The 18418-nt window shown below is 62.9% G+C and carries 18 protein-coding genes and 1 tRNA gene; 10 read left to right on the top strand and 9 right to left on the bottom strand.

Going from position 1 to position 18418, the window contains the following annotated elements; translation table 11 throughout:
• Nucleotides 1–93: 93 nt before the first annotated feature.
• The 7 genes from rpmH (at nucleotide 94) to ACWFUC_RS02060 (ending at nucleotide 5410) form a co-directional block, all read left to right on the top strand.
• Complete coding sequence (gene rpmH, locus ACWFUC_RS02090) at nucleotides 94–231, top strand: 50S ribosomal protein L34 (RefSeq protein ID WP_006461360.1); 138 nt, start codon at nucleotides 94–96, stop codon at nucleotides 229–231.
• Between the two features lie 26 nt (nucleotides 232–257).
• Complete coding sequence (gene rnpA / locus ACWFUC_RS02085) at nucleotides 258–671, top strand: ribonuclease P protein component (protein WP_134223607.1); 414 nt, start codon at nucleotides 258–260, stop codon at nucleotides 669–671.
• Between the two features lie 18 nt (nucleotides 672–689).
• Nucleotides 690–1043, top strand: a complete 354-nt coding sequence (yidD, locus tag ACWFUC_RS02080) for a membrane protein insertion efficiency factor YidD (protein ID WP_134223606.1) — start codon at nucleotides 690–692, stop codon at nucleotides 1041–1043.
• A 16-nt stretch (nucleotides 1044–1059) separates the two neighbouring features.
• Nucleotides 1060–2760, top strand: a complete 1701-nt coding sequence (yidC, locus tag ACWFUC_RS02075; protein WP_489623959.1) for a membrane protein insertase YidC — start codon at nucleotides 1060–1062, stop codon at nucleotides 2758–2760.
• Between the two features lie 154 nt (nucleotides 2761–2914).
• The gene (gene mnmE / locus ACWFUC_RS02070) at nucleotides 2915–4315 is read left to right on the top strand and encodes a tRNA uridine-5-carboxymethylaminomethyl(34) synthesis GTPase MnmE (RefSeq protein ID WP_489625586.1); all 1401 of its coding nucleotides are present in this window, start codon (nucleotides 2915–2917) and stop codon (nucleotides 4313–4315) included.
• Between the two features lie 313 nt (nucleotides 4316–4628).
• Nucleotides 4629–5222 carry a nitroreductase family protein gene (locus ACWFUC_RS02065; RefSeq protein ID WP_039783592.1) on the top strand — a complete coding sequence of 198 codons (594 nt, stop codon included), beginning with the start codon at nucleotides 4629–4631 and terminating at the stop codon, nucleotides 5220–5222.
• Nucleotides 5223–5333: 111 nt separating this feature from the next.
• Nucleotides 5334–5410, top strand: a tRNA-Asp gene (locus ACWFUC_RS02060).
• Nucleotides 5411–5909: 499 nt separating this feature from the next.
• Here the strand turns inward: ACWFUC_RS02060 and fusA are convergent.
• Entirely contained in the window at nucleotides 5910–8015 is a 2106-nt protein-coding gene (gene fusA, locus ACWFUC_RS02055) for an elongation factor G (RefSeq protein WP_489623958.1), read from the bottom strand.
• 227 nt (nucleotides 8016–8242) lie between these two features.
• On the opposite strand from fusA, the gene ACWFUC_RS02050 reads away from it, so the two are divergent.
• Nucleotides 8243–8884, top strand: coding sequence for a TetR/AcrR family transcriptional regulator (locus ACWFUC_RS02050; RefSeq protein WP_489623957.1), 642 nt, complete (start codon nucleotides 8243–8245; stop codon nucleotides 8882–8884).
• 22 nt (nucleotides 8885–8906) lie between these two features.
• Here the strand turns inward: ACWFUC_RS02050 and ACWFUC_RS02045 are convergent, their stop codons facing one another.
• Nucleotides 8907–9824 (bottom strand): LysR family transcriptional regulator, encoded by a 918-nt coding sequence (locus tag ACWFUC_RS02045; RefSeq protein WP_489623956.1) that lies wholly within the window; start codon nucleotides 9822–9824, stop codon nucleotides 8907–8909.
• A 137-nt stretch (nucleotides 9825–9961) separates the two neighbouring features.
• On the opposite strand from ACWFUC_RS02045, the gene lhgO reads away from it, so the two are divergent.
• Together lhgO and ACWFUC_RS02035 are read left to right on the top strand one after the other, a co-directional pair.
• Nucleotides 9962–11170 carry an L-2-hydroxyglutarate oxidase gene (lhgO, locus tag ACWFUC_RS02040; protein ID WP_489623955.1) on the top strand — a complete coding sequence of 403 codons (1209 nt, stop codon included), beginning with the start codon at nucleotides 9962–9964 and terminating at the stop codon, nucleotides 11168–11170.
• 92 nt (nucleotides 11171–11262) lie between these two features.
• On the top strand, nucleotides 11263–12573 hold the full coding sequence (locus tag ACWFUC_RS02035) for an MFS transporter (RefSeq protein ID WP_489623954.1): 1311 nt from the start codon (nucleotides 11263–11265) through the stop codon (nucleotides 12571–12573).
• Nucleotides 12574–12652: 79 nt separating this feature from the next.
• On the opposite strand, the gene ACWFUC_RS02030 is transcribed toward ACWFUC_RS02035, so the two are convergent.
• The 7 genes from ACWFUC_RS02030 to ACWFUC_RS02000 form a co-directional block, all read right to left on the bottom strand.
• Nucleotides 12653–13579, bottom strand: a complete 927-nt coding sequence (locus ACWFUC_RS02030; RefSeq protein ID WP_034330361.1) for a recombination-associated protein RdgC — start codon at nucleotides 13577–13579, stop codon at nucleotides 12653–12655.
• Nucleotides 13580–13739: 160 nt separating this feature from the next.
• The gene (dinB, locus tag ACWFUC_RS02025; RefSeq protein WP_420106253.1) at nucleotides 13740–14894 is read right to left on the bottom strand and encodes a DNA polymerase IV; all 1155 of its coding nucleotides are present in this window, start codon (nucleotides 14892–14894) and stop codon (nucleotides 13740–13742) included.
• 39 nt (nucleotides 14895–14933) lie between these two features.
• Nucleotides 14934–15143, bottom strand: a complete 210-nt coding sequence (locus tag ACWFUC_RS02020; RefSeq protein WP_489623953.1) for a SlyX family protein — start codon at nucleotides 15141–15143, stop codon at nucleotides 14934–14936.
• Nucleotides 15140–16438: a TIGR03862 family flavoprotein gene (locus ACWFUC_RS02015; RefSeq protein ID WP_489637427.1), complete on the bottom strand. Its 1299-nt coding sequence runs from the start codon at nucleotides 16436–16438 to the stop codon at nucleotides 15140–15142. The genes ACWFUC_RS02020 and ACWFUC_RS02015 overlap by 4 nt, the downstream gene beginning before the upstream one ends.
• Before the next feature lie 85 nt (nucleotides 16439–16523).
• The gene (locus ACWFUC_RS02010; RefSeq protein ID WP_034330368.1) at nucleotides 16524–17267 is read right to left on the bottom strand and encodes an amino acid ABC transporter permease; all 744 of its coding nucleotides are present in this window, start codon (nucleotides 17265–17267) and stop codon (nucleotides 16524–16526) included.
• 167 nt (nucleotides 17268–17434) lie between these two features.
• On the bottom strand, nucleotides 17435–18247 hold the full coding sequence (locus tag ACWFUC_RS02005; RefSeq protein ID WP_134223600.1) for a basic amino acid ABC transporter substrate-binding protein: 813 nt from the start codon (nucleotides 18245–18247) through the stop codon (nucleotides 17435–17437).
• Nucleotides 18244–18387 (bottom strand): hypothetical protein, encoded by a 144-nt coding sequence (locus tag ACWFUC_RS02000; protein WP_489623951.1) that lies wholly within the window; start codon nucleotides 18385–18387, stop codon nucleotides 18244–18246. Before ACWFUC_RS02000 ends, ACWFUC_RS02005 begins: the two co-directional genes overlap by 4 nt.
• Nucleotides 18388–18418: the final 31 nt, after the last annotated feature.

Here is an 18418-nt window from a genome sequence, read left to right as displayed (position 1 = left end):
CGGTGATGCGGAACAGGCACACCGAAAGCGGTTCCAGAATTCCGATTTATTTTTGCTGTTTGCTCCAAGGCAGCCCAACTTAGCGAGTCCAACATGAAACGTACTTACCAACCTTCCGTCGTGCGTCGCAAGCGTACCCATGGTTTCCGTGCCCGTATGGCAACCCGTGGCGGCCGTGCCGTGATCAACGCCCGTCGCGCCAAGGGCCGCAAGCGTCTGGCTGCAGTTTAAGCCGGGGCTTTGCGCTGCCGTTTCGTGTGACGGACGTCCGTACACCGCTTCCAGCACGTCAAGCAGGCGACTTCCCACGCGATCGGCGAATCGTTAAAACGGATGAGTTTTCATCCGTTTTTCGTTTGCGCCCCGTGTATCGTACCGAGCATTTCGTGTTGTACGCACGCCGCAACAGCCTGCCGCAAGCCCGTCTGGGCGTAGTGGCGGCCAAGCGGCTGGCACCGCGTGCGGTCACCCGCAACACGATCAAACGGGCCACGCGCGAGCTGTTTCGCCAGGCTGAACTGCCTGCCGTGGACTGCATCGTGCGCCTGTCGCGCCCGGTCAATACCAGGAAGGATCCTGCCCGCAGTGCGTCCGTCAAGGCCATGCTGCGTGCCGAACTGATGCAATTGTTCGCCTTCCTGCCGAGCGCCCCTGCGTTCGCCAGGAAATAGCCAGGAAAACAGGAAGTGATGAAGACCCCTCTGCTCCTGCTGTTGCGTGCCTACAAGCTGGGAGTGAGCCCTTTCCTGGGGCAGAATTGCCGTTTCTATCCCAGCTGTTCCGACTACGCCGCCGAGGCGGTGCGTCTGCATGGCGCGCTCAAGGGCAGTGTCCTGGCCGGCAAGCGCCTCTGCAAATGCCATCCCTGGCATGCCGGCGGCCTGGATTTCGTGCCCGGCTCGGCCGAGGCGCAAGCCCATGCACAGGCGCAGGCGAACAGCCCGTCTTCTTCCGTCGTTCCCGATTCCCCGACCTCTGCGCTGCCGTCTCCGGTAGCGCGGCTGTCTCCCCCTGTGGCCGCTGACGGTTGCAGCCACTCCTGAACTCATCAATACGCATATGGATATCAAACGTACCGTCCTGTGGGTTGTATTCTCCTTCTCCCTGTTGCTGCTGTGGGATGGCTGGATGCGCCATAACGGACATCAGTCGATGTTCTTCCCGTCGGCCAACCCGACTCAGGAGCAAGCCGCCGCCAATCCGGCCGCGCCCACCGCCAGCCCGACCGGTTCCCCGGTGCCGCAGGCTGGCACGCCGGCACCGGCACCTGGCGCGGTCCCCGGTGCTGACGTGGCTGCCGCTACCAAGGGCGAAACCATCACCATCACCACCGACCTGGTCAAGGCCAGCATCGATACCGTGGGCGGTGAACTGAAGCGCCTGGAACTGCTGAAGCAACCCGACGTGGTCGATCCGACCAAGAACGTCGTGCTGTTCGATTCCGAACCCGGCCACATGTACCTGGCGGAGTCGGGCCTGATCGGCGGTCCCTTCCCCAATCACAAGACCATCTTCACCGCACAGCCCGGCGCCCGTTCGCTGGACAACGGCAATGAAGTGCAGCTGGTGCTGGTAGCCGAGCAGGGCGGCGTGAAGCTGACCAAGACCTACACCTTCAAGCGCGACAGCTATCTGATCGACGTCAAGCACACCGTGACCAACACCACGGGTGCGACGATCAATCCTTCGCTGTACCTGCAGCTGGTGCGCGACGGCAACAAGCCGGGCGGCGAATCGCACTTCTACAGCACCTTCACCGGTCCTGCCGTCTACAGCAGCACCGAGCACTTCGAGAAGCTGGACTTCGAGAAGATCGCCAACGGCAAGCAGCAGCACGTCAACAAGGCGGACAACGGCTGGATCGCCATGGTGCAGCACTACTTCGTCTCGGCCTTCATCCCGCCGCAGAACGCGCAGCGCGACATCTTCAGCAAGAAGGTCGGCGACAACCTGTACGCGGTCGGTTCCATCCTGCCGCTGGGCAGCGTGGCCCCGAACGCCAGCGTGACCATGGATACCCAGCTGTATTCCGGTCCCACCGTCTCCAAGACCCTGCAAGCGATTGCCCCGGGCCTGGATCTGGTGCGCGACTACGGCCACCTGACCGTGATCGCCGAGCCGATCTTCTGGCTGATGACCCACATCCACAACCTGGTGGGCAACTGGGGCTGGACCATCATCCTGCTGACCGTGCTGATCAAGCTGGTGTTCTTCCCGCTGTCGGCCGCCAGCTATCGCAGCATGGCCAAGATGAAGGCGGTTTCGCCGAAGATGCAAGCCATCCGCGAACGCCACAAGGGTGATCCGCAGGCCATGAACCGCGAGATGATGGCGCTCTACAAGACCGAGAAGATCAATCCGCTGGGCGGCTGCCTGCCCATCGTGATCCAGATCCCGGTGTTCATCGCGCTGTACTCGGTGCTGCTGGCCTCGGTGGAAATGCGCGGCGCGCCGTGGCTGGGCTGGGTGCATGACCTGACCGCCCCGGACCGCCTGTTCGGCACCATCCCTTACTTCAACATGCCCATCGGTTTGCTGCCGATCATCATGGCTGCGTCGATGTTCCTGCAGACCAAGCTGAACCCGACGCCGCCGGATCCAGTCCAGGCCAAGGTGATGATGTTCATGCCGCTGGTGTTCTCGTTCATGTTCTTCTTCTTCCCGTCCGGCCTGGTGCTGTACTGGGTGACGAACAACATCCTGTCGATCGCGCAGCAATGGGTGATCACCCGCAATATCGAGAGCGGCAAGACCAAATAATTTGCTTCTTGCAGGCCATCAAAGGAAAAACCCGTGGAATCCACGGGTTTTTTTTCGGTCGTAGAACGCAAGCAGGGTTAACATGGCTTTACGCCGTTGCTCCGAGGGGGATGCAGCGGCGGGCTCACCTCAACACAACAACAAGTATTCGCAGATGACTTTCGATTCTTCTCCCATTGCCGCCATCGCCACCGCACCCGGACGCGGGGGCATCGGCGTGGTCCGCATCTCAGGCAAGAACCTGGGCCCGGTGATCCGCGCCGTCTGCGGCCGCGACAGCCTGGCACCGCGCCACGCCACTTATCTGCCCTTCCTCAATGAGGATGGCAGCCCGATCGATCAGGGCCTGGCGATCCACTTCCCGGCCCCGCATTCCTATACCGGCGAGGATGTGCTGGAACTGCAGGGCCACGGTGGCCCGGTGGTGATGCAGATGCTGCTGGCGCGCTGTGTGCAGGCGGGCCACGAGATCGGCCTGCGCCTGGCCGAGCCGGGTGAATTCACCCAGCGCGCCTTCTTGAACGACAAGATCGACCTGGCCCAGGCCGAGGCCGTCGCCGACCTGATCGAAGCGACCACCGAAGCGGCGGCCAAGTCGGCCTCCGAATCGCTCTCTGGCGCGTTCTCCAAGGTGATCCACGAGCTGGTGGACCAGGTCACGCGCCTGCGCATGCTGGTGGAAGCGACGCTGGACTTCCCCGAGGAAGAAATCGATTTCCTGAAACAGAGCGACGCACGCGGCCAATTGGCCACCATCCGCGGCACGCTGGAAGAGGTGTTCAAGCATGCCGCGCAAGGCGCCTTGTTGCGTGATGGCCTGAATGCGGTGCTGGCCGGCAAGCCCAACGTGGGCAAGTCTTCTCTGCTGAACGTATTGGCCGGATCGGATGTGGCCATCGTCACGCCGATCGCCGGCACCACGCGCGACAAGGTGACGCAGACGATACAGATCGAAGGCATGCCGCTCAACATCATCGATACGGCCGGCATTCGCGAGGCTGGTGAAGATGGCAGCGGTCCGGACGAAGTCGAGCGCATTGGCATCGAACGCACCTGGGCCGAGGTGGCCAAGGCGGACGTGATCCTGCACATGCTGGATGCGGACCGTGGCCCGACGCTGGAAGATGAAAAGATTACCGCGCGCTTCCCGGAAGGCGTGCCCATCATCCGCATCTGGAACAAGATCGACCGCTCCGGCCACAAGCCGGCGGTGGATCCGATGCCGGACGCCACGCACGTCTATCTGTCGGCGGCCGAAGGGCAGGGCGTGGACTTGCTCCGCGCCGAGTTGCTGCGCATTGCCGGCTGGCAGCAGACGGTGGAATCGCGCTACCTCGCGCGCGAGCGGCATTTGCTGGCACTGAAGGCGGCCGATGAACATCTGGCCCATGCAGCGGCGCATGCGGCGCTGGACAATGAGGCTGGTGAACATGCATTGGATCTGTTTGCAGAAGAGTTGCGATTGGCGCAAGAGCGCTTGTCCAGCATCACGGGCAAGTTCACGCCGGATGATTTGCTGGGGGTGATTTTTTCGCGGTTCTGTATCGGGAAATGAGCCGGATGCGGCGCAAAGCCGCGTCGGCCGTGGACGACAGGGGAAACGCCATTCCTGACAGATTCCCCACAGTCCACTGCACAATTGCAACGGATGTTACAGCGTGTAAAAACGTTGGAGGCGCGAGAGGGCGATCGTTATTCTGAAGTTCCTCCCCCTCCAATTCATCACCCCTGAGAATTGGATTTAACCCGCCGCCGCAAGGTGCGCGGGTTTTTTTATGGCTGCGCGGCTGGCTCTGCAGGAAACAGGCGGCGCTGCTAAGATGCCTGCTGCCTGAATTCATCCACCCTCATCCTCATAGGAAAAGAGCATGTCCGCCAATCCGCGCAACGCCGACTATCCCATTGATCCGCAATTCCTGAACCGCTGGTCCCCGCGCGCCTTCAACGGTGCCGAGATCTCCGAAGAAACCGTCCTGACCTTCCTCGAAGCCGCCCGCTGGGCACCCTCGGCCTACAATGCGCAGCCGTGGCGCTTCGTCTATGCGCGCCGTGGTACGCCGGCCTGGGACAGCCTGCTGGGCCTGTTGAATGAATTCAACCGTTCCTGGTGCGCCAATGCATCGGCCCTGTTCGTGGTGCTGTCGCGTACCGTGATGGTGCCGCCGGGTGCGACCGAGGCGGTGCCTGCGCCGACCCATTCCTTCGACACCGGTTCGGCCTGGGGCTACCTGGCGCTGCAGGCGTCGCTGTCCGGCTGGCATGCACACGGCATGGCCGGCTTTGACAAGGACAAGGCCCGTACCGAGCTCAACGTCCCGGCCGAGTTTTCGGTGGAGGCGATGGTGGTGGTGGGCAAGCTGGGTGACAAGTCCATCCTGCCGGAAGGCCTGCAGGCACGTGAAGTCCCAAGCCCGCGTGAGCCGCTGTCCAAGCTGGCGTTTGAGGGCAAGTTCAAGGCTTGATGCCGGGCCGTAAAATATTTCGCAATTATTTTTAAAAAGGGCTGGCATTTTCAAAAAGGCTCTCCTATAATAGCGATCTTTCAGCAAGCAACGACAGCTGAAACGGTTTTAGGAGTGGTAGTTCAGTTGGTTAGAATACCGGCCTGTCACGCCGGGGGTCGCGGGTTCGAGCCCCGTCCGCTCCGCCAAATAAAACGCCTCGTTCGCAAGAACGGGGCGTTTTTGTTTTTGCGCAGCAAAAACCTGCGGAGCGGAGGGAGCCGCCTGCGCGGCTCCCGGCGGGGCGAGAAGGGAATCGCTTGCAAGCGATTCCGCGGCCTGCGCTTGTGTAGGAGAGCCCCGTCCGCTCCGCCAAATAAAATGCCCCGTTCGCAAGAACGGGGCATTTTTGTTTTTGCGCAGCAAAAATCTGCGGAGCGGAGGGAGCCGCCTGCGCGGCTCCCGGCGGGGCGAGAAGGGAATCGCTTGCAAGCGATTCCGCGGCCTGCGCCTGTGTAGGAGAGCCCCGTCCGCTCCGCCAAATAAAACGCCTCATTCGAAAGAATGGGGCGTTTTTGTTTTTGCGGATTCTTTCCGGATTATTTACCTAAAGTTAAAAAAAGCCGATGCACCCAAAGATACATCGGCTTCCTCATGCAGCTAACAGCTAACAGCCAGCAGCCAGCAGCCAGCAGCCAGCAAGTCCAATCAACCCTTGCCCTTGCTCCCCGACAACTGCTCCACCACCTGCCGTGGCGCTTCAGCATAGTGCTTGAACTCCATCGAGTAAGTCGCGCGCCCCTGCGAGAGCGAGCGCAGCGTGGTCGAGTAGCCGAACATTTCCGACAGCGGGACTTCAGCACGCACCAGCTTGCCGCCGCCCACCATGTCTTCCATGCCCTGCACCATCCCGCGCCGTGAGGACAGGTCGCCCATCACGTTGCCCATGAATTCCTCGGGCGTTTCCACCTCGACCTGCATCATCGGCTCCAGCAGCATCGGACCCGCACGCTTCATCGCTTCCTTGAAGGCCATGGAGCCGGCCATGCGGAAGGCGTTCTCGTTGGAGTCCACATCGTGGTACGAACCGAAGGTCAGCGTGGCCTTCACGTCCACCACCGGATAACCCGCCAGCACGCCCGCCTTCAGCGACTCCTGGATACCCTTGTCGACAGCCGGGATGAATTCGCGCGGGACCACGCCACCCTTGATGGCATCGACGAATTCATAACCCTTGCCGGCCGGCTGCGGTTCCAGCTTGATGACCACGTGGCCATACTGCCCGCGTCCGCCGGACTGCTTGACGAACTTGCCTTCCACATCCTCCACGCCCTTGCGGATCGCTTCGCGGTAAGCCACCTGCGGCTTGCCGACCGTGGCCTCGACGTTGAACTCACGCTTCATCCGGTCCACCAGGATTTCCAGGTGCAGCTCGCCCATGCCCGACATGATGGTCTGGCCCGATTCTTCATCGGTATGCACGCGGAAGGACGGATCCTCCTGCGCCAGGCGATTCAGGGCGATGCCCATCTTTTCCTGGTCGGCCTTGGTCTTCGGCTCCACCGCCTGCGAGATCACCGGCTCAGGGAAGATCATGCGCTCCAGGATGATGGGATGTTCCGGATCCGACAGCGTGTCACCGGTGGTCACATCCTTCAGGCCCACGGCGGCTGCGATGTCGCCCGCGAACACTTCCTTGATTTCCTTGCGCTCGTTGGCGTGCATCTGCAGGATGCGGCCCAGGCGTTCCTTCTTGCCCTTGACCGGGTTGTAGACCGTGTCGCCCGAATTGACGATGCCGGAATACACGCGGAAGAAGGTCAGCTGCCCCACGAAGGGATCGGTCATGATCTTGAAGGCCAGCGCCGAGAACGGTTCCTCGTCCGACGGATGGCGCTCGATCTCGCTGTCGTCCTCGGCATGGCCGGCAATGGCGGGCACGTCGACGGGCGAGGGCAGGTAATCGATCACCGCATCCAGCATGGCCTGCACGCCCTTGTTCTTGAAGGCGCTGCCGGCCAGCATCGGCACGATCTCGTTGGCCACCGTGCGCAGGCGCAAGCCGCGCTTGATGTCGTCCTCGGTCAGGGGATTGCCGGAGAGATATTTCTCCAGCAGTTCCTCATTGGCTTCAGCCGCCTGCTCGACCATCAGGTCACGCCAGTGGCGTGCGGTGTCCTCCAGCTCCAGCGGGATGTCTTCATACTTGAACAGCACGCCCTGGCTGGCTTCGTCCCAGATGATGGCTTTCATCTTGACCAGGTCGATCACGCCCGAGAAATGGTCTTCCGCGCCCACCGGAATCTGTATGGGAACCGCTTTGCCCTCCAGGCGCTCTTCGATCTGCTTCTGCACGCGGAAGAAGTCCGCACCGATGCGGTCCATCTTGTTGACGAAGGCGATGCGCGGCACCTTGTACTTGTTGGCCTGGCGCCAGACGGTCTCGGACTGCGGCTGCACGCCGCCTACCGAGTCGTACACCATCACCGCACCATCGAGCACGCGCATGGAGCGCTCCACCTCGATGGTGAAGTCCACGTGGCCCGGGGTGTCGATGATGTTGATGCGATGCTCGGGATAATTGCCGGCCATGCCCTTCCAGAAGGCAGTGGTGGCGGCCGAGGTAATGGTGATGCCGCGTTCCTGCTCCTGCTCCATCCAGTCCATGGTGGCCGCACCGTTATGCACTTCGCCGATCTTGTGGTTGACACCCGTATAAAAAAGAATGCGCTCGGTGGTCGTGGTCTTGCCCGCGTCGATATGCGCGCTGATACCGATGTTGCGGTAGTTTTCTATTCGGGTCTTGCGGCTCATGGCATGTCCTTTCGATGGGTGCCGTCAAATGCTGGATTCAGTGTTGATGGTGACGATTGATCAAATTGCCCGCTACAAAGTTTATTTATGTAACGAGCATTAGATAATAGGAACGTCTTCCCCAAAGTTCAAGGTCTGGCGATTTATTTTTGTAATGCCGACTAAATTAAACTACACTTCTCCGCAACACCATTACCGCCAGGGGTAATACCCCGCAAAGGAAACCGATGATAAAAACCCGTGGCCGCCCGCGCAGCTTCGACCGTGACCAGGCGCTGCAGCAGGCCATGCAAGTGTTCTGGAGCAAGGGCTACGAAGGCACCACCATGGCCGATCTGTGCGAGGCCATAGGCGTGAAGGCGCCCAGTCTCTACTCGGCCTTCGGCGACAAGGATGCGCTGTTCCGTGAAGTCATGGAGGTCTACTCGCGCACCATCAGCGCCGAACCGCTGCGCCTGTTGCAGGCCGGCAAGGGCATTCGCGAAGACCTGCAAGCCATGCTGCGCGCCAGCGTGCGCATGTATTCGGGCAAGTCGACGGTGCCGGGCTTGCCGGCAGGAAAGGGGTGCATGGTAGTGATTTCCGCCATCAACTGTGCGCCCGAAAACAGCGAGCACAGTGATGCGCTCTCGCAACGTCGCCACAAGCGCCGCAATGAAATCCGCGCGCGCCTGCTGCAGGCGCAGCGTGAAGGGGAGATCCGGGCCGATGCCGATGTCACCGCCCTGGGAGATTTCTATACCAGCTTCCTCAATGGACTGGCGCTGGGTGCGCGCGATGGGGTCTCCACGGCGCGGCTGGCCGCCACGCTGGCGCATGCGATGCTGCCGCTGGAGCAGGTGCTGGTGTCGCGCGGCACGCTGGACTGAGGCGCATCAGCACATCAGCGCATCAGCGCGCCAGCGGCAACAGCAGCTCGGCCGAGAAATCGGCGCAGCGCGCCACCAGGGCGTGCATCTGCTCGATCAGGGGGCGTGAATCGCCGCGCCGCCAATGGAAGGAATACGTCATCGCGCCCAGCGGGACATCCCCGCGCAGCAGGGCCAGCTTCTTCTGCCGTACCAGCTTCTGCGCCCAGCTCTGCGGCAGCATGCCCACGCCCACTGCCGCCATCAACAGGCCGGTCACCGCGCCCCAGTTGTTGCAGCTCAGCCGCTCCACCCCGGCGATATCCTGCGCCAGCAGCCAGTCATCGATGAGCCGCGTGGTGCCGGCCGAGGCCGGCAGGGCGATGATGGGACAGCCCTGCCGCAGCAGCGTGGCCAAGCCGGTACGCGGCTTGCGCAAGGCCGGGGCTCCGGCCCACACGAAGGGCACCTGTGAGACGGCCTGCGCCAGCAGCATCTGGCGCGAGGAGCGTCCCGCCACGATGGCGAAATCCAGTTCGCCGTTTTCCACCTTTTCCTGCAGGACGCTGCCCACATCCACATAAGGTTCCAGGACCAGTTGCGGATGCAGGCTGCGCGCCTGCGCCACGAATCCGGCCAGCCAGGTCAGGGCACTGAGCTCGCCCACGCCGAAGCGGCAATGCCCCGTCAGTCCGTGCGGGCCCGTGCCGACCGCAAAGGAACTGCGGATGGCGGCGGCCCCATCCAGCAGCGCCAGCGCCTGCGGCATGAGCTGACGTCCTGCATCGGTGAGCAGGGCGCGATGGCCGCTGCGGTCGAACAGCGCCACTCCCAGCGACTGTTCCAGTTCGTGCAGACGCTTGGAGAGCGAAGAGATGGAGACATTGATGCGCTGCGCGGCAATGGCGAAATTGGCGCAGGTCGCGGCCCAGTAAAAGGCTTCCAGTTGTTTCAGGGTCATTGCGGGCAGGCATCCTGTTCGCTTTATCGAAACATCATTCTATCGATAATTTCGCTTTTCATTGAAGAGATCCTCCCCAAGAATCTTGCCAAGGCAATTGCTTTTTCGTCCGCATCAGATCAACCGACAACGACAACATGAAGAGACCCCAGCGTTACGCCATCATCGGCGGCGGCATCAATGGCCTGGCCGTCGCACGCCAGCTGCTGCTGGACCGCCCGGATATCCACGTCACCGTCTTCGAGAAGGAGGCCGCCGTGGCCCGGCACCAGTCCAGCCACAATTCCGGCGTGGTGCATGCCGGCCTCTACTACGAACCGGGCGGGCTCAAGGCCACCCTGTGCCGGCGCGGCGTAGCCCTGCTCAAGGACTATTGCCAGCAGAATGCCTTGCCCTATGACGAATGCGGCAAGGTGGTGGTGGCGCTTACCCCGGATGAACTGCCGCGCCTGGAGGCCATCCACCGCAAGGCCGTGGCCAATGGCGTACCGGATGTGGAGATGATCGACGCCGGCCGCCTGCGCGAGATCGAGCCCAACTGCGTCGGCCTGCGGGCGCTGTATTCGCCGCGCACGGCCATCGTCAGCTATGGTCAGATTGCCGAGCGCATGGCGCAGGAGATCGAGCAGCGCGGCGGCACTATTACCCTCAATGCCGCGGTGCGCTGCATTGCCGAGCGGGGCGAGCAGGTGCAGATCGAGCTGCAGGACGGGCAGGTGCATCCGGAACTGTTCGATGCGGCCATCGCCTGCAGCGGCCTGCAGTCGGATCGGCTGGCGCAGCAGTCGGGCGATGCGGCCACGCCGCGCATCGTGCCATTCTTCGGGCAGTACTACGTCATCGATGAGCGCTACAAGTCGCACGTCAAGGGCCTGATTTATCCGGTGCCCGATCCGCGCTTCCCGTTTTTGGGTGTGCATTTCACCAAACGCATCGACGGCCAGATGACCATCGGGCCCAATGCTTTCCTGTCGCTGGGCCGCGAGAACTACAGCGGCATGGACGCCAGCCTGCGCGACATCGCTGATGCACTGGCCTATCCAGGCCTGTGGAAGTTTGGTGCCCGCAACGTACCGGCCATGCTGCGCGAACTCAAGACCGTACTGAGCGAAAAGGTCTTCGTGCGCGAAGCCGCGCGCTACGTGCCGTCGCTGGCCGATGTGGCGGTCACCCCGGCGGTGCGCGGTATCCGTGCGCAGGCCATGGAGCGGGATGGCCGTCTGGTCGATGACTTCGTGATCCGCCAGAGCAGCCGCGTCACGCACATTCGCAACGCCCCTTCGCCGGGAGCGACGTCGTCGCTGGCCATCGGCGAGCACATCGTACGCAATCTGATTCGTCCGTAGTACCCCTGCGCTGGCCTTGCCCCGGCAAGTTGATCCATGGCGGCAAGCCAGGCGCTCCCGTATCCAAAGAAAAAGCACAAGGAAGAGACGCAATGAAAGCACCGCAAGCAGAAACACCTCAGCAGGGTCGTGCCCGGCTGCGCAAGGTCGCCGCCGCTACCATCGTGGGATCGATGCTGGAATGGTATGACTTCTATCTCTACGCGACGATGGCCTCGATCGTCTTCAGCAAGATCTTCTTTGATCACAGCGATCCGGCCACGGCTTCGCTGCAGGCTTTCGCCACCTTTGCCATCGGCTTCGTGGCGCGTCCCATTGGCGGCATCTTCTTCGGCTACCTGGGCGACCGCATCGGCCGCAAGCGCATGCTCTTCATCACCTTCTGCCTGATGGGGCTATGCACCACGGCCATCGGCCTCATTCCCGGTTACGCCACCATCGGCGTGTGGGCAGCGCTGCTGCTGGTGGCCATCCGCATCGTGCAGGGCCTGGGTGCGGGGGCGGAGCTGGCCGGTGCCGCCGTGACCTCCTACGAGCACGCTGCCGCCGACCGCAAGGGCCGCCAGGGCGCCTGGCCGGCGCTGGGCCTGAACCTGGGACTGCTGCTGTCGTCGCTGACGGTGTACCTGCTCACGCTGGGCGGGGATGATTTCCTGTTGGCCGGTGGCTGGCGCATTCCCTTCATCCTCAGTTTCCTGCTGGTACTGGTGGGTCTGTGGGTGCGCCGCAGCCTGCCGGAGACGCCCGAATACAGCCATGCCCAGAACAGCCCGGCGCAGCCGCGCCAGCCCATCCGCGAAGTCTTCACTACCCAGATCAGGGGGCTGGCTGTGGTGTTTTTTCTGGCGGTCGGCTACAACGCGCTGAGCTACATCTTCAAGACGTTCTCGCTGGCCTACCTGACCCAGTTCAAGGGTGTCTCGGCGCATGTCACTTCGCTCTCTGTGACGCTGGCCAGCCTGGTGGCGATCGTGGCCGTGCCGCTGTTCGGCTGGCTGTGCGACCGTTACAGCAGCCAGCGCGTGCTCATGACCGGCGGCCTGCTCTCGGCACTGTTCGCCTACCCCTTCATGGCCTTGCTGGCGACGGGGCAGAGCATGGCCATCTACTGCGCCGTCATCATCGGTACCGGCCTGCTGGCGCCGATGATGTTCGCCCCGCAGGGCTCCTTCCTGAGCCGCCAGTTTCCGGTGCAGAGCCGCTCCACCGGCGTGGGTACCGGCCGCGAGATCGGTACGGCCCTTGCCGGTGGCCTGGCACCGCTGTGGGCACTGGCGATGGTGGCGCAGTCAGCCACCCATTCCACGCTGGGCGTGACGCTGATCCTGGGCTGCTCGGGCGTGCTGGTGGCGGTGGCGACCCTGTTCGACCAAGGCTATCGCTTCAGCCGTCACAAGAATTGAGGCGGACATGAAAAAAACGCCGCGACGGTCAGCCCGTCGCGGCGTTTTCATTCGTACTGGCGTACTGAAGCGATGCCGGTCAGGCCGCGCGGGCCAGTGTTCCGTCGTTTTCCTTCAGTTGGCCTCCCAGCGCGTCGACCAGCGCGGTCAGCAGCTTGGCCAGCTCACCGGTCATTAGCATGAAGTCGCCATCGAAGCGTTCATCGTCGTTCTTGCCGGCGATCTCGCTGTCTTCCTTGAGCACGTCAAGCGGTGCGATGCGCTTGACCGACAGGTTCTCGGTCAGCACGAAGGACACCTTGTCGGCCCAGGTCAGCGCCAGGCGCGTGCACTGCTTGCCGGCTTCGATGTGGCGGCGGATGTCGTCGGCTTCCAGCGTATGGCGCACATAGCGCACCGTGGCCTTGCTCTCGGCGGTGGAGCGCAGCTCGGTATCCTGGTCCACGGTGAAACCGTTGGGCGCTTCGTCGCTGGCCAGCCAGTCGGTCATGGCCGCTGCCGGCGACATGACGGTACGCAGCGTTTCCAGCGGGAACTTGGGGATGGCCTTGAACAGCAGCTTCAGGACTTCCTCGGCCTTGGAGGGCGAGCCGGCATCGACCAGCAGCCAGCCGTTGACGGGATCGATCCATACCCAGGTGCTGCGCACTACCGAGAAGGCGCGCGGCAGCAGTTCGTCGGTGACCTGTTCCTTCAATTCCTTGGTCTGCTTGCGGCCCGGCGGGAAACCTTGCTGCTCTTCCAGCTCGGCGGCACGGGCCTTGGTGACCTGGTTGATGACGGTCGAGGGCAGCAGTTTCTTCTCGGTATCGAGTTTCAACAGCAGCTGGCGGTTGACCACATGCACCAGTTTTTCATTGTTGCGCGGCGGCACCCAGCCCTGGCTCTGCATGTCCAGGCTGGAGCAGGCGGTGAAGGCCTGCGGCGCGAGATGGGATTCGAGTTCGTCGGCATTGATCGCCCACGGTGCGGGCAAACGGTAGATCTGGAGATTCTTGAACCACATAGGTTTCCGGAGCAGGGCAAAGAGGGAAAGGGGGAGATTTTACACGCCCGTCTCGCCGCAAGCGATGTCGGATTGTCCACGCTTGCAGTTAAATTTTTCGTGGCCGGGCTTGCCGCAGAGTACGTCAGAAAAACGCACAAATAGTTCGCGGAAATATGGATCAGCCGCCGAACGGCAACTCCGCCTGCAGCGCCTGCGCTGTCAATGCAAGCTCATCCTTGCGCGAGAGCGCGCCCACGCGCACACCGAGCAGGCGCAGCTTCTTTTCCAGGGGTACGCGCTTGAGGCATTCCCCCGCCGCCTGGCGGATGGTGGCAGCGTCCCCGGTGGGTGCGGGCAGCGTAACATCGCGCGTCACACCCTGGAAATCGGCGTATTTCAGTTTGATGCCGATGGTGCGGCCGACATAGCCCTTGCGCTCCAGGTCACCGGCCAGCTTTACGCACAGGGCGGTGAAGATTTCCGAGAGTTGCGTACGGTCGGCACGCGCATGCAGGTCGCGTTCAAAGGTGGTTTCCCGGCTGATGGATTTGGGTTCGGAGTAAGTCTGTACCGGGCGATCATCGACGCCCTGCGCCACGCGTCCCAGCCATTCCGAATAACTGCGCCCGAAATGTGCCCGCAGCATTTCAGGTGATGCACGTGCCAGGTCGGCCACGGTCTCGATGCCCAATGCCGCCAGCTTTTCGGCGGCCTTCGGTCCGATGCCGTTGATCTTGCGCGCCGGCAGCGGCCAGATGCGGCGCTCGATATCCTCGGGCGTGAGGATGGTCAGCCCGTCGGGTTTGTCCAGTTCGGAAGAGATCTTGGCCAGCATCTTGTTGGGGGCCACACCGACGGAGCAGGTAAGCGCCGTAGCGGCATGCACCGCATCCTTGATCTGGCGCGCGACCTCATGCGCGGTATCGGGCCACGCAGAAAGATCGATATAGATTTCATCGATGCCGCGATCCTCGATCAGCGGCGCGATGCTGCGCACCGCTTCCTTGAACAGGCGCGAATACTTGCGATAGGCCTCGAAGTCGGTCGGCAGCAGGATGGCGTCCGGTGCCAGCTGGGCCGCCTTCATGATGCCCATGGCCGAGAACACGCCCAGCGCGCGCGCCTCGTAGGTGGAAGTGGTGACCACGCCGCGCCCGGCGTAATCGCGCATGCGGAAATACTGGCGCGTGCCGTCGGGCAATTCCACCGGCCGCGTGGCCGAACCGCCGCCGATGACCACCGCCTGGCCGCGCAGCTCGGGATAGCGCAGCAATTCCACCGACGCATAGAAAGCGTCCATGTCGAGGTGGGCGATGCGGCGTTCGTTGGCCATGGTGGTGCGTGCAGCGAAGAAAAAGCGGAAGCGGCGCGATCAGTAATGCGGCGGCTTCTCGTTGGCGGCGGCGCGGTCCTGGCTGGTGTCGGACAATTCCTTGAAGCGCTTGGCCAGGGCATGCAGCAGCATGTCCAGTTCCTCGATCTTCTTTTCCTGGCGATAGACGGTCTGGTTCAGTTCGTCCATCAGGTGTTCCTGATGGGCGAGTTTCATTTCCAGGTCGATGAGGCGGTCGTCTTGGGTCACTTGTGTTGTTCCTTGGAAGAGTTGCTCAGGCTGGCAGCGCGGTCATCACTGATGAGCCAATGCAAGGCACCGGCAGCAGCGGCGCGGCCGGTGGCAAAGCAGGCGGTAAGCAGGTAGCCGCCGGTGGGCGCTTCCCAGTCCAGCATCTCGCCGGCGCAGAACACGCCCGGCAGGGCACGCAGCATCAGCGCATCATCGAGCGCCTCGAAGCTGACGCCACCGGCGCTGCTGATGGCTTCGGCGATGGGACGCGTGCGCAGCACGGTCAGCGGCAAGGCCTTGATGGCGCGCGCCAGCTTGCCCATGTCGGCGAAGTCGTCCTTGCTGACCAGCTCGCGCAGCAGTCCGGCCTTCACGCCCTTGAGATGCAGGCGGCTTTGCAGGTGGCTGGAGAGCGAACGCGCACCACGCGGATGGGCCAGTTCGGCTTCCACTTTTTCCAGCGGCCAGTCGGGCAACAGGTCCAGGTAGAGACGCGCCGCGCCTTCTGCGGCGATGGTGTCGCGCAAGGCCGAGGACATGGCATACACCAGGCTGCCTTCGATGCCTTCGGCGGTGATGATGAATTCGCCGCGGCGATTCTGCACGCCGCCGCTGGGCAGTGCCGTGCTGGCCACCACCGGCTTGACCGGTTCGCCCGCGAAGCGGCTGCGGAAATGTTCGCTCCAGTCCAGCTCGAAGCCGCAGTTGGAGGGCAGCAGCGGTGCGACCTCGACCTGGCGGTCTTGCAGCAGCGGCACCCAGCTGCCATCCGAACCCAGGCGCGGCCAGCTGGCGCCGCCCAGAGCCAGCACCACGGCATCGGCTTGCACATCGGTGTGGCCATCAGGATGGGCAAAGCGCAGCGCGCCGTCCTCCTGCCAGCCCAGCCAGCGATGGCGCATGTGGAAGCGCACGCCCGCTTCGCGCAGGCGATGCAGCCAGGCGCGCAGCAGCGGTGCGGCTTTCATCTCGCGCGGGAAGACGCGACCGGAGCTGCCCACGAAGGTCTCGATGCCGAGGCCGTGTATCCAGGCACGCAATTGGTTGGCGTCGAAGCGGCGCACGAAGGGTGCGAGCTGTTCACGGCGATGGCCATAGCGCGGCAGGAAGTCGGGTTGCGGTTCGGAGTGCGTGATGTTCATGCCGCCGCGCCCGGCCAGCAGGAATTTGCGGCCGGCCGAGGGCATGGCGTCGTAGACGTCCACGGCGGCGCCTTGTGCGGCCAGCACTTCGGCGGCCATCAGGCCGGCCGGACCGGCGCCGATCACGGCCACGCGGCGGCTGCCGGGAGCGAGTTGGGGGAGAGTGTACATCGATGTCATGCGCGGCATGATACCGCCCGCCTGCGAGCAGCGCACGCGCTTCCCGCTGATCGCTGCGGATCGGCGGGCAAAACGGTCAGCGGCGATGCGGCGCGCTGTACTTGTTTTCCAGACGGGCCACCACCAGTGCCAGGCAGATGGTCATGGAGAAATACAGGATGGAGATGGTGATATACGGCTCCCAATAGCGGGCATACGTGCCCGCCACGGTACGCGCGGCATAGGCCAGTTCGGCCAGGCCGATGGCCGAGACCAGCGAGGAATCCTTCAACAGCGTGATGGCTTCGTTGCCCAGCGGCGGCAGCATGCGGCGAAACGCCTGCGGCAGCACCACGTAGCGCATCGTGAGCCCGTAGTTCATGCCCAGGCTGGCGGCGGCATAGGACTGGCCGCGTTCGATGGACTGGATGCCGGCGCGGAAGATTTCCGAAATGTAGGCCCCTGCATTGAGCGACAGCGCGACCGTGCCGGAGAGGAAGGCACCATAGTCCTGCTTGATGGTGCGCGCCAGTTCGCCGGTGATGAGCAGGCCATGTTCCTGTTGCACCAGCAGCGGCATCACCGCGAAGTGGATCAGCATGATCTGCACGAACAGCGGCGTGCCACGGAAGAAGGCGACGTAGAAGCTGGCCAGCCAGCGCAGCAGCTTCAGCGGCCACTTCCAGGGGCCGTGCTGCAGGTCGGCCAGGCGCAGCATGCCCACCAGCAAGCCGATCACGGTGCCGATCAGGATACTGATCAGCGACACCTGCAAGGTCATGAGGACGCCCTTGGCGAACAGTGGCGCGTAGCCTTGGATGATGCTCCAGCGGAAATCCATGTCGGACTCGATTGGTGGTTGAAATCGGGAAAGGAACAAAACGGGGACGGCGGCCGGGGCCGCCGTCTTGTTGCCGGATCAGGCAGTCATGCACTCAAGCACTCATGCACTCATGCAGTCCTCTGCTCCTGTAGAGGTCGGCAGGAGCAGCAGGACAGCGTGCGGGCTTATTTGCCGAAGTATTGTGCGCTGATGGCGGCGAAGCTGCCATCGGCCTTCATGTCGGCCAGGCCCTTGTTGATCTTGGCCAGCAGTTCCGGATCATCCTTGCGCACGGCGATGCCGTAGTCTTCCTTGGGGAAGCTGGGATCGGTGACGGTACGCAGCTTGCTGTTGGGGTTGTTGGCGATGTAGTTCTTGACCACCGGTTCATCGGCCACGACGGCGTCGACGCCACCGCTTTCCAGTTCCTTCAGGGCCAGCGGGGTGGAGTCGAAGCGCTTGATCTTGGCGCTGTTCTTGCCCAGCACCTGCTGCACCAGTTCGTCGCCGGAGGTGGCGCTCTGGGTACCGACGGTCAGGGGCTTCAAGTCATCCATCTTGCTGACCTTGGTGTCGGCGGCCGGCAGGGCGATGGTCTGGGTGGCCACGAAGTAGGGCTCGGAGAAGGCCACCGACTTCTTGCGTTCATCGGTGATGGTGATGGCCGAGATCAGCAGGTCGCGGTCACCTTGTGCCAGGAAATTGAAGAAGCCTTCGAAGGGCGTCGGTACGAACTTGACTTCGATGCCGATCTTCTTGGCCAGGGCCTTCATGACGTCGATGTCGAAACCGACCACGTCCTTCTGTTCGTTTTCCGAGGAGAAGGGGGCGTAGGCCGATTCCACGCCGACCACGTAGACACGCGCGGCTGCGGCTTGCGGTGCCGGGGCGGCGGCGCTCTTGTCTTCCTGCTTGCCGCAGGCGGCCAGGCCCAGCATGCCGACGAAGCCGGCGGTCAGCGCCAGCGTACGGGCGTGGCGGGAGAACATCTTGATCATTGCTTGATTTCCTTGTCTGGAATGGTTTGGGGCAACAGGGGCAGACGAGCGGGTAGCGCGGCGGGCGGTGTTGCTTTCGTGAAACTTGGGGATTTTTTTGCAGGCGGCATTGTAAACCGCGATGCGGTCAGGGCGCTCATTTCGAGATCAAATCGCACAATGGATGTGCGT

This window comes from Herbaspirillum sp. Her4 (assembly GCF_057961335.1).
This window is presented reverse-complemented; position numbering and strand designations above follow the sequence as displayed.

Coding starts and splice junctions, on each gene's coding strand:
- rpmH (WP_006461360.1), top strand. CDS start 94: ATGAAACGTACTTACCAACCTTCCGTCGTGCGTCGCAAGCGTACCCAT.
- yidD (WP_134223606.1), top strand. CDS start 690: ATGAAGACCCCTCTGCTCCTGCTGTTGCGTGCCTACAAGCTGGGAGTG.
- yidC (WP_489623959.1), top strand. CDS start 1,060: ATGGATATCAAACGTACCGTCCTGTGGGTTGTATTCTCCTTCTCCCTG.
- mnmE (WP_489625586.1), top strand. CDS start 2,915: ATGACTTTCGATTCTTCTCCCATTGCCGCCATCGCCACCGCACCCGGA.
- ACWFUC_RS02065 (WP_039783592.1), top strand. CDS start 4,629: ATGTCCGCCAATCCGCGCAACGCCGACTATCCCATTGATCCGCAATTC.
- fusA (WP_489623958.1), bottom strand. CDS start 8,015: ATGAGCCGCAAGACCCGAATAGAAAACTACCGCAACATCGGTATCAGC.
- ACWFUC_RS02050 (WP_489623957.1), top strand. CDS start 8,243: ATGATAAAAACCCGTGGCCGCCCGCGCAGCTTCGACCGTGACCAGGCG.
- ACWFUC_RS02045 (WP_489623956.1), bottom strand. CDS start 9,824: ATGACCCTGAAACAACTGGAAGCCTTTTACTGGGCCGCGACCTGCGCC.
- lhgO (WP_489623955.1), top strand. CDS start 9,962: ATGAAGAGACCCCAGCGTTACGCCATCATCGGCGGCGGCATCAATGGC.
- ACWFUC_RS02035 (WP_489623954.1), top strand. CDS start 11,263: ATGAAAGCACCGCAAGCAGAAACACCTCAGCAGGGTCGTGCCCGGCTG.
- ACWFUC_RS02030 (WP_034330361.1), bottom strand. CDS start 13,579: ATGTGGTTCAAGAATCTCCAGATCTACCGTTTGCCCGCACCGTGGGCG.
- dinB (WP_420106253.1), bottom strand. CDS start 14,894: ATGGCCAACGAACGCCGCATCGCCCACCTCGACATGGACGCTTTCTAT.
- ACWFUC_RS02015 (WP_489637427.1), bottom strand. CDS start 16,438: ATGTACACTCTCCCCCAACTCGCTCCCGGCAGCCGCCGCGTGGCCGTG.
- ACWFUC_RS02010 (WP_034330368.1), bottom strand. CDS start 17,267: ATGGATTTCCGCTGGAGCATCATCCAAGGCTACGCGCCACTGTTCGCC.
- ACWFUC_RS02005 (WP_134223600.1), bottom strand. CDS start 18,247: ATGATCAAGATGTTCTCCCGCCACGCCCGTACGCTGGCGCTGACCGCC.
- ACWFUC_RS02000 (WP_489623951.1), bottom strand. CDS start 18,387: ATGAGCGCCCTGACCGCATCGCGGTTTACAATGCCGCCTGCAAAAAAA.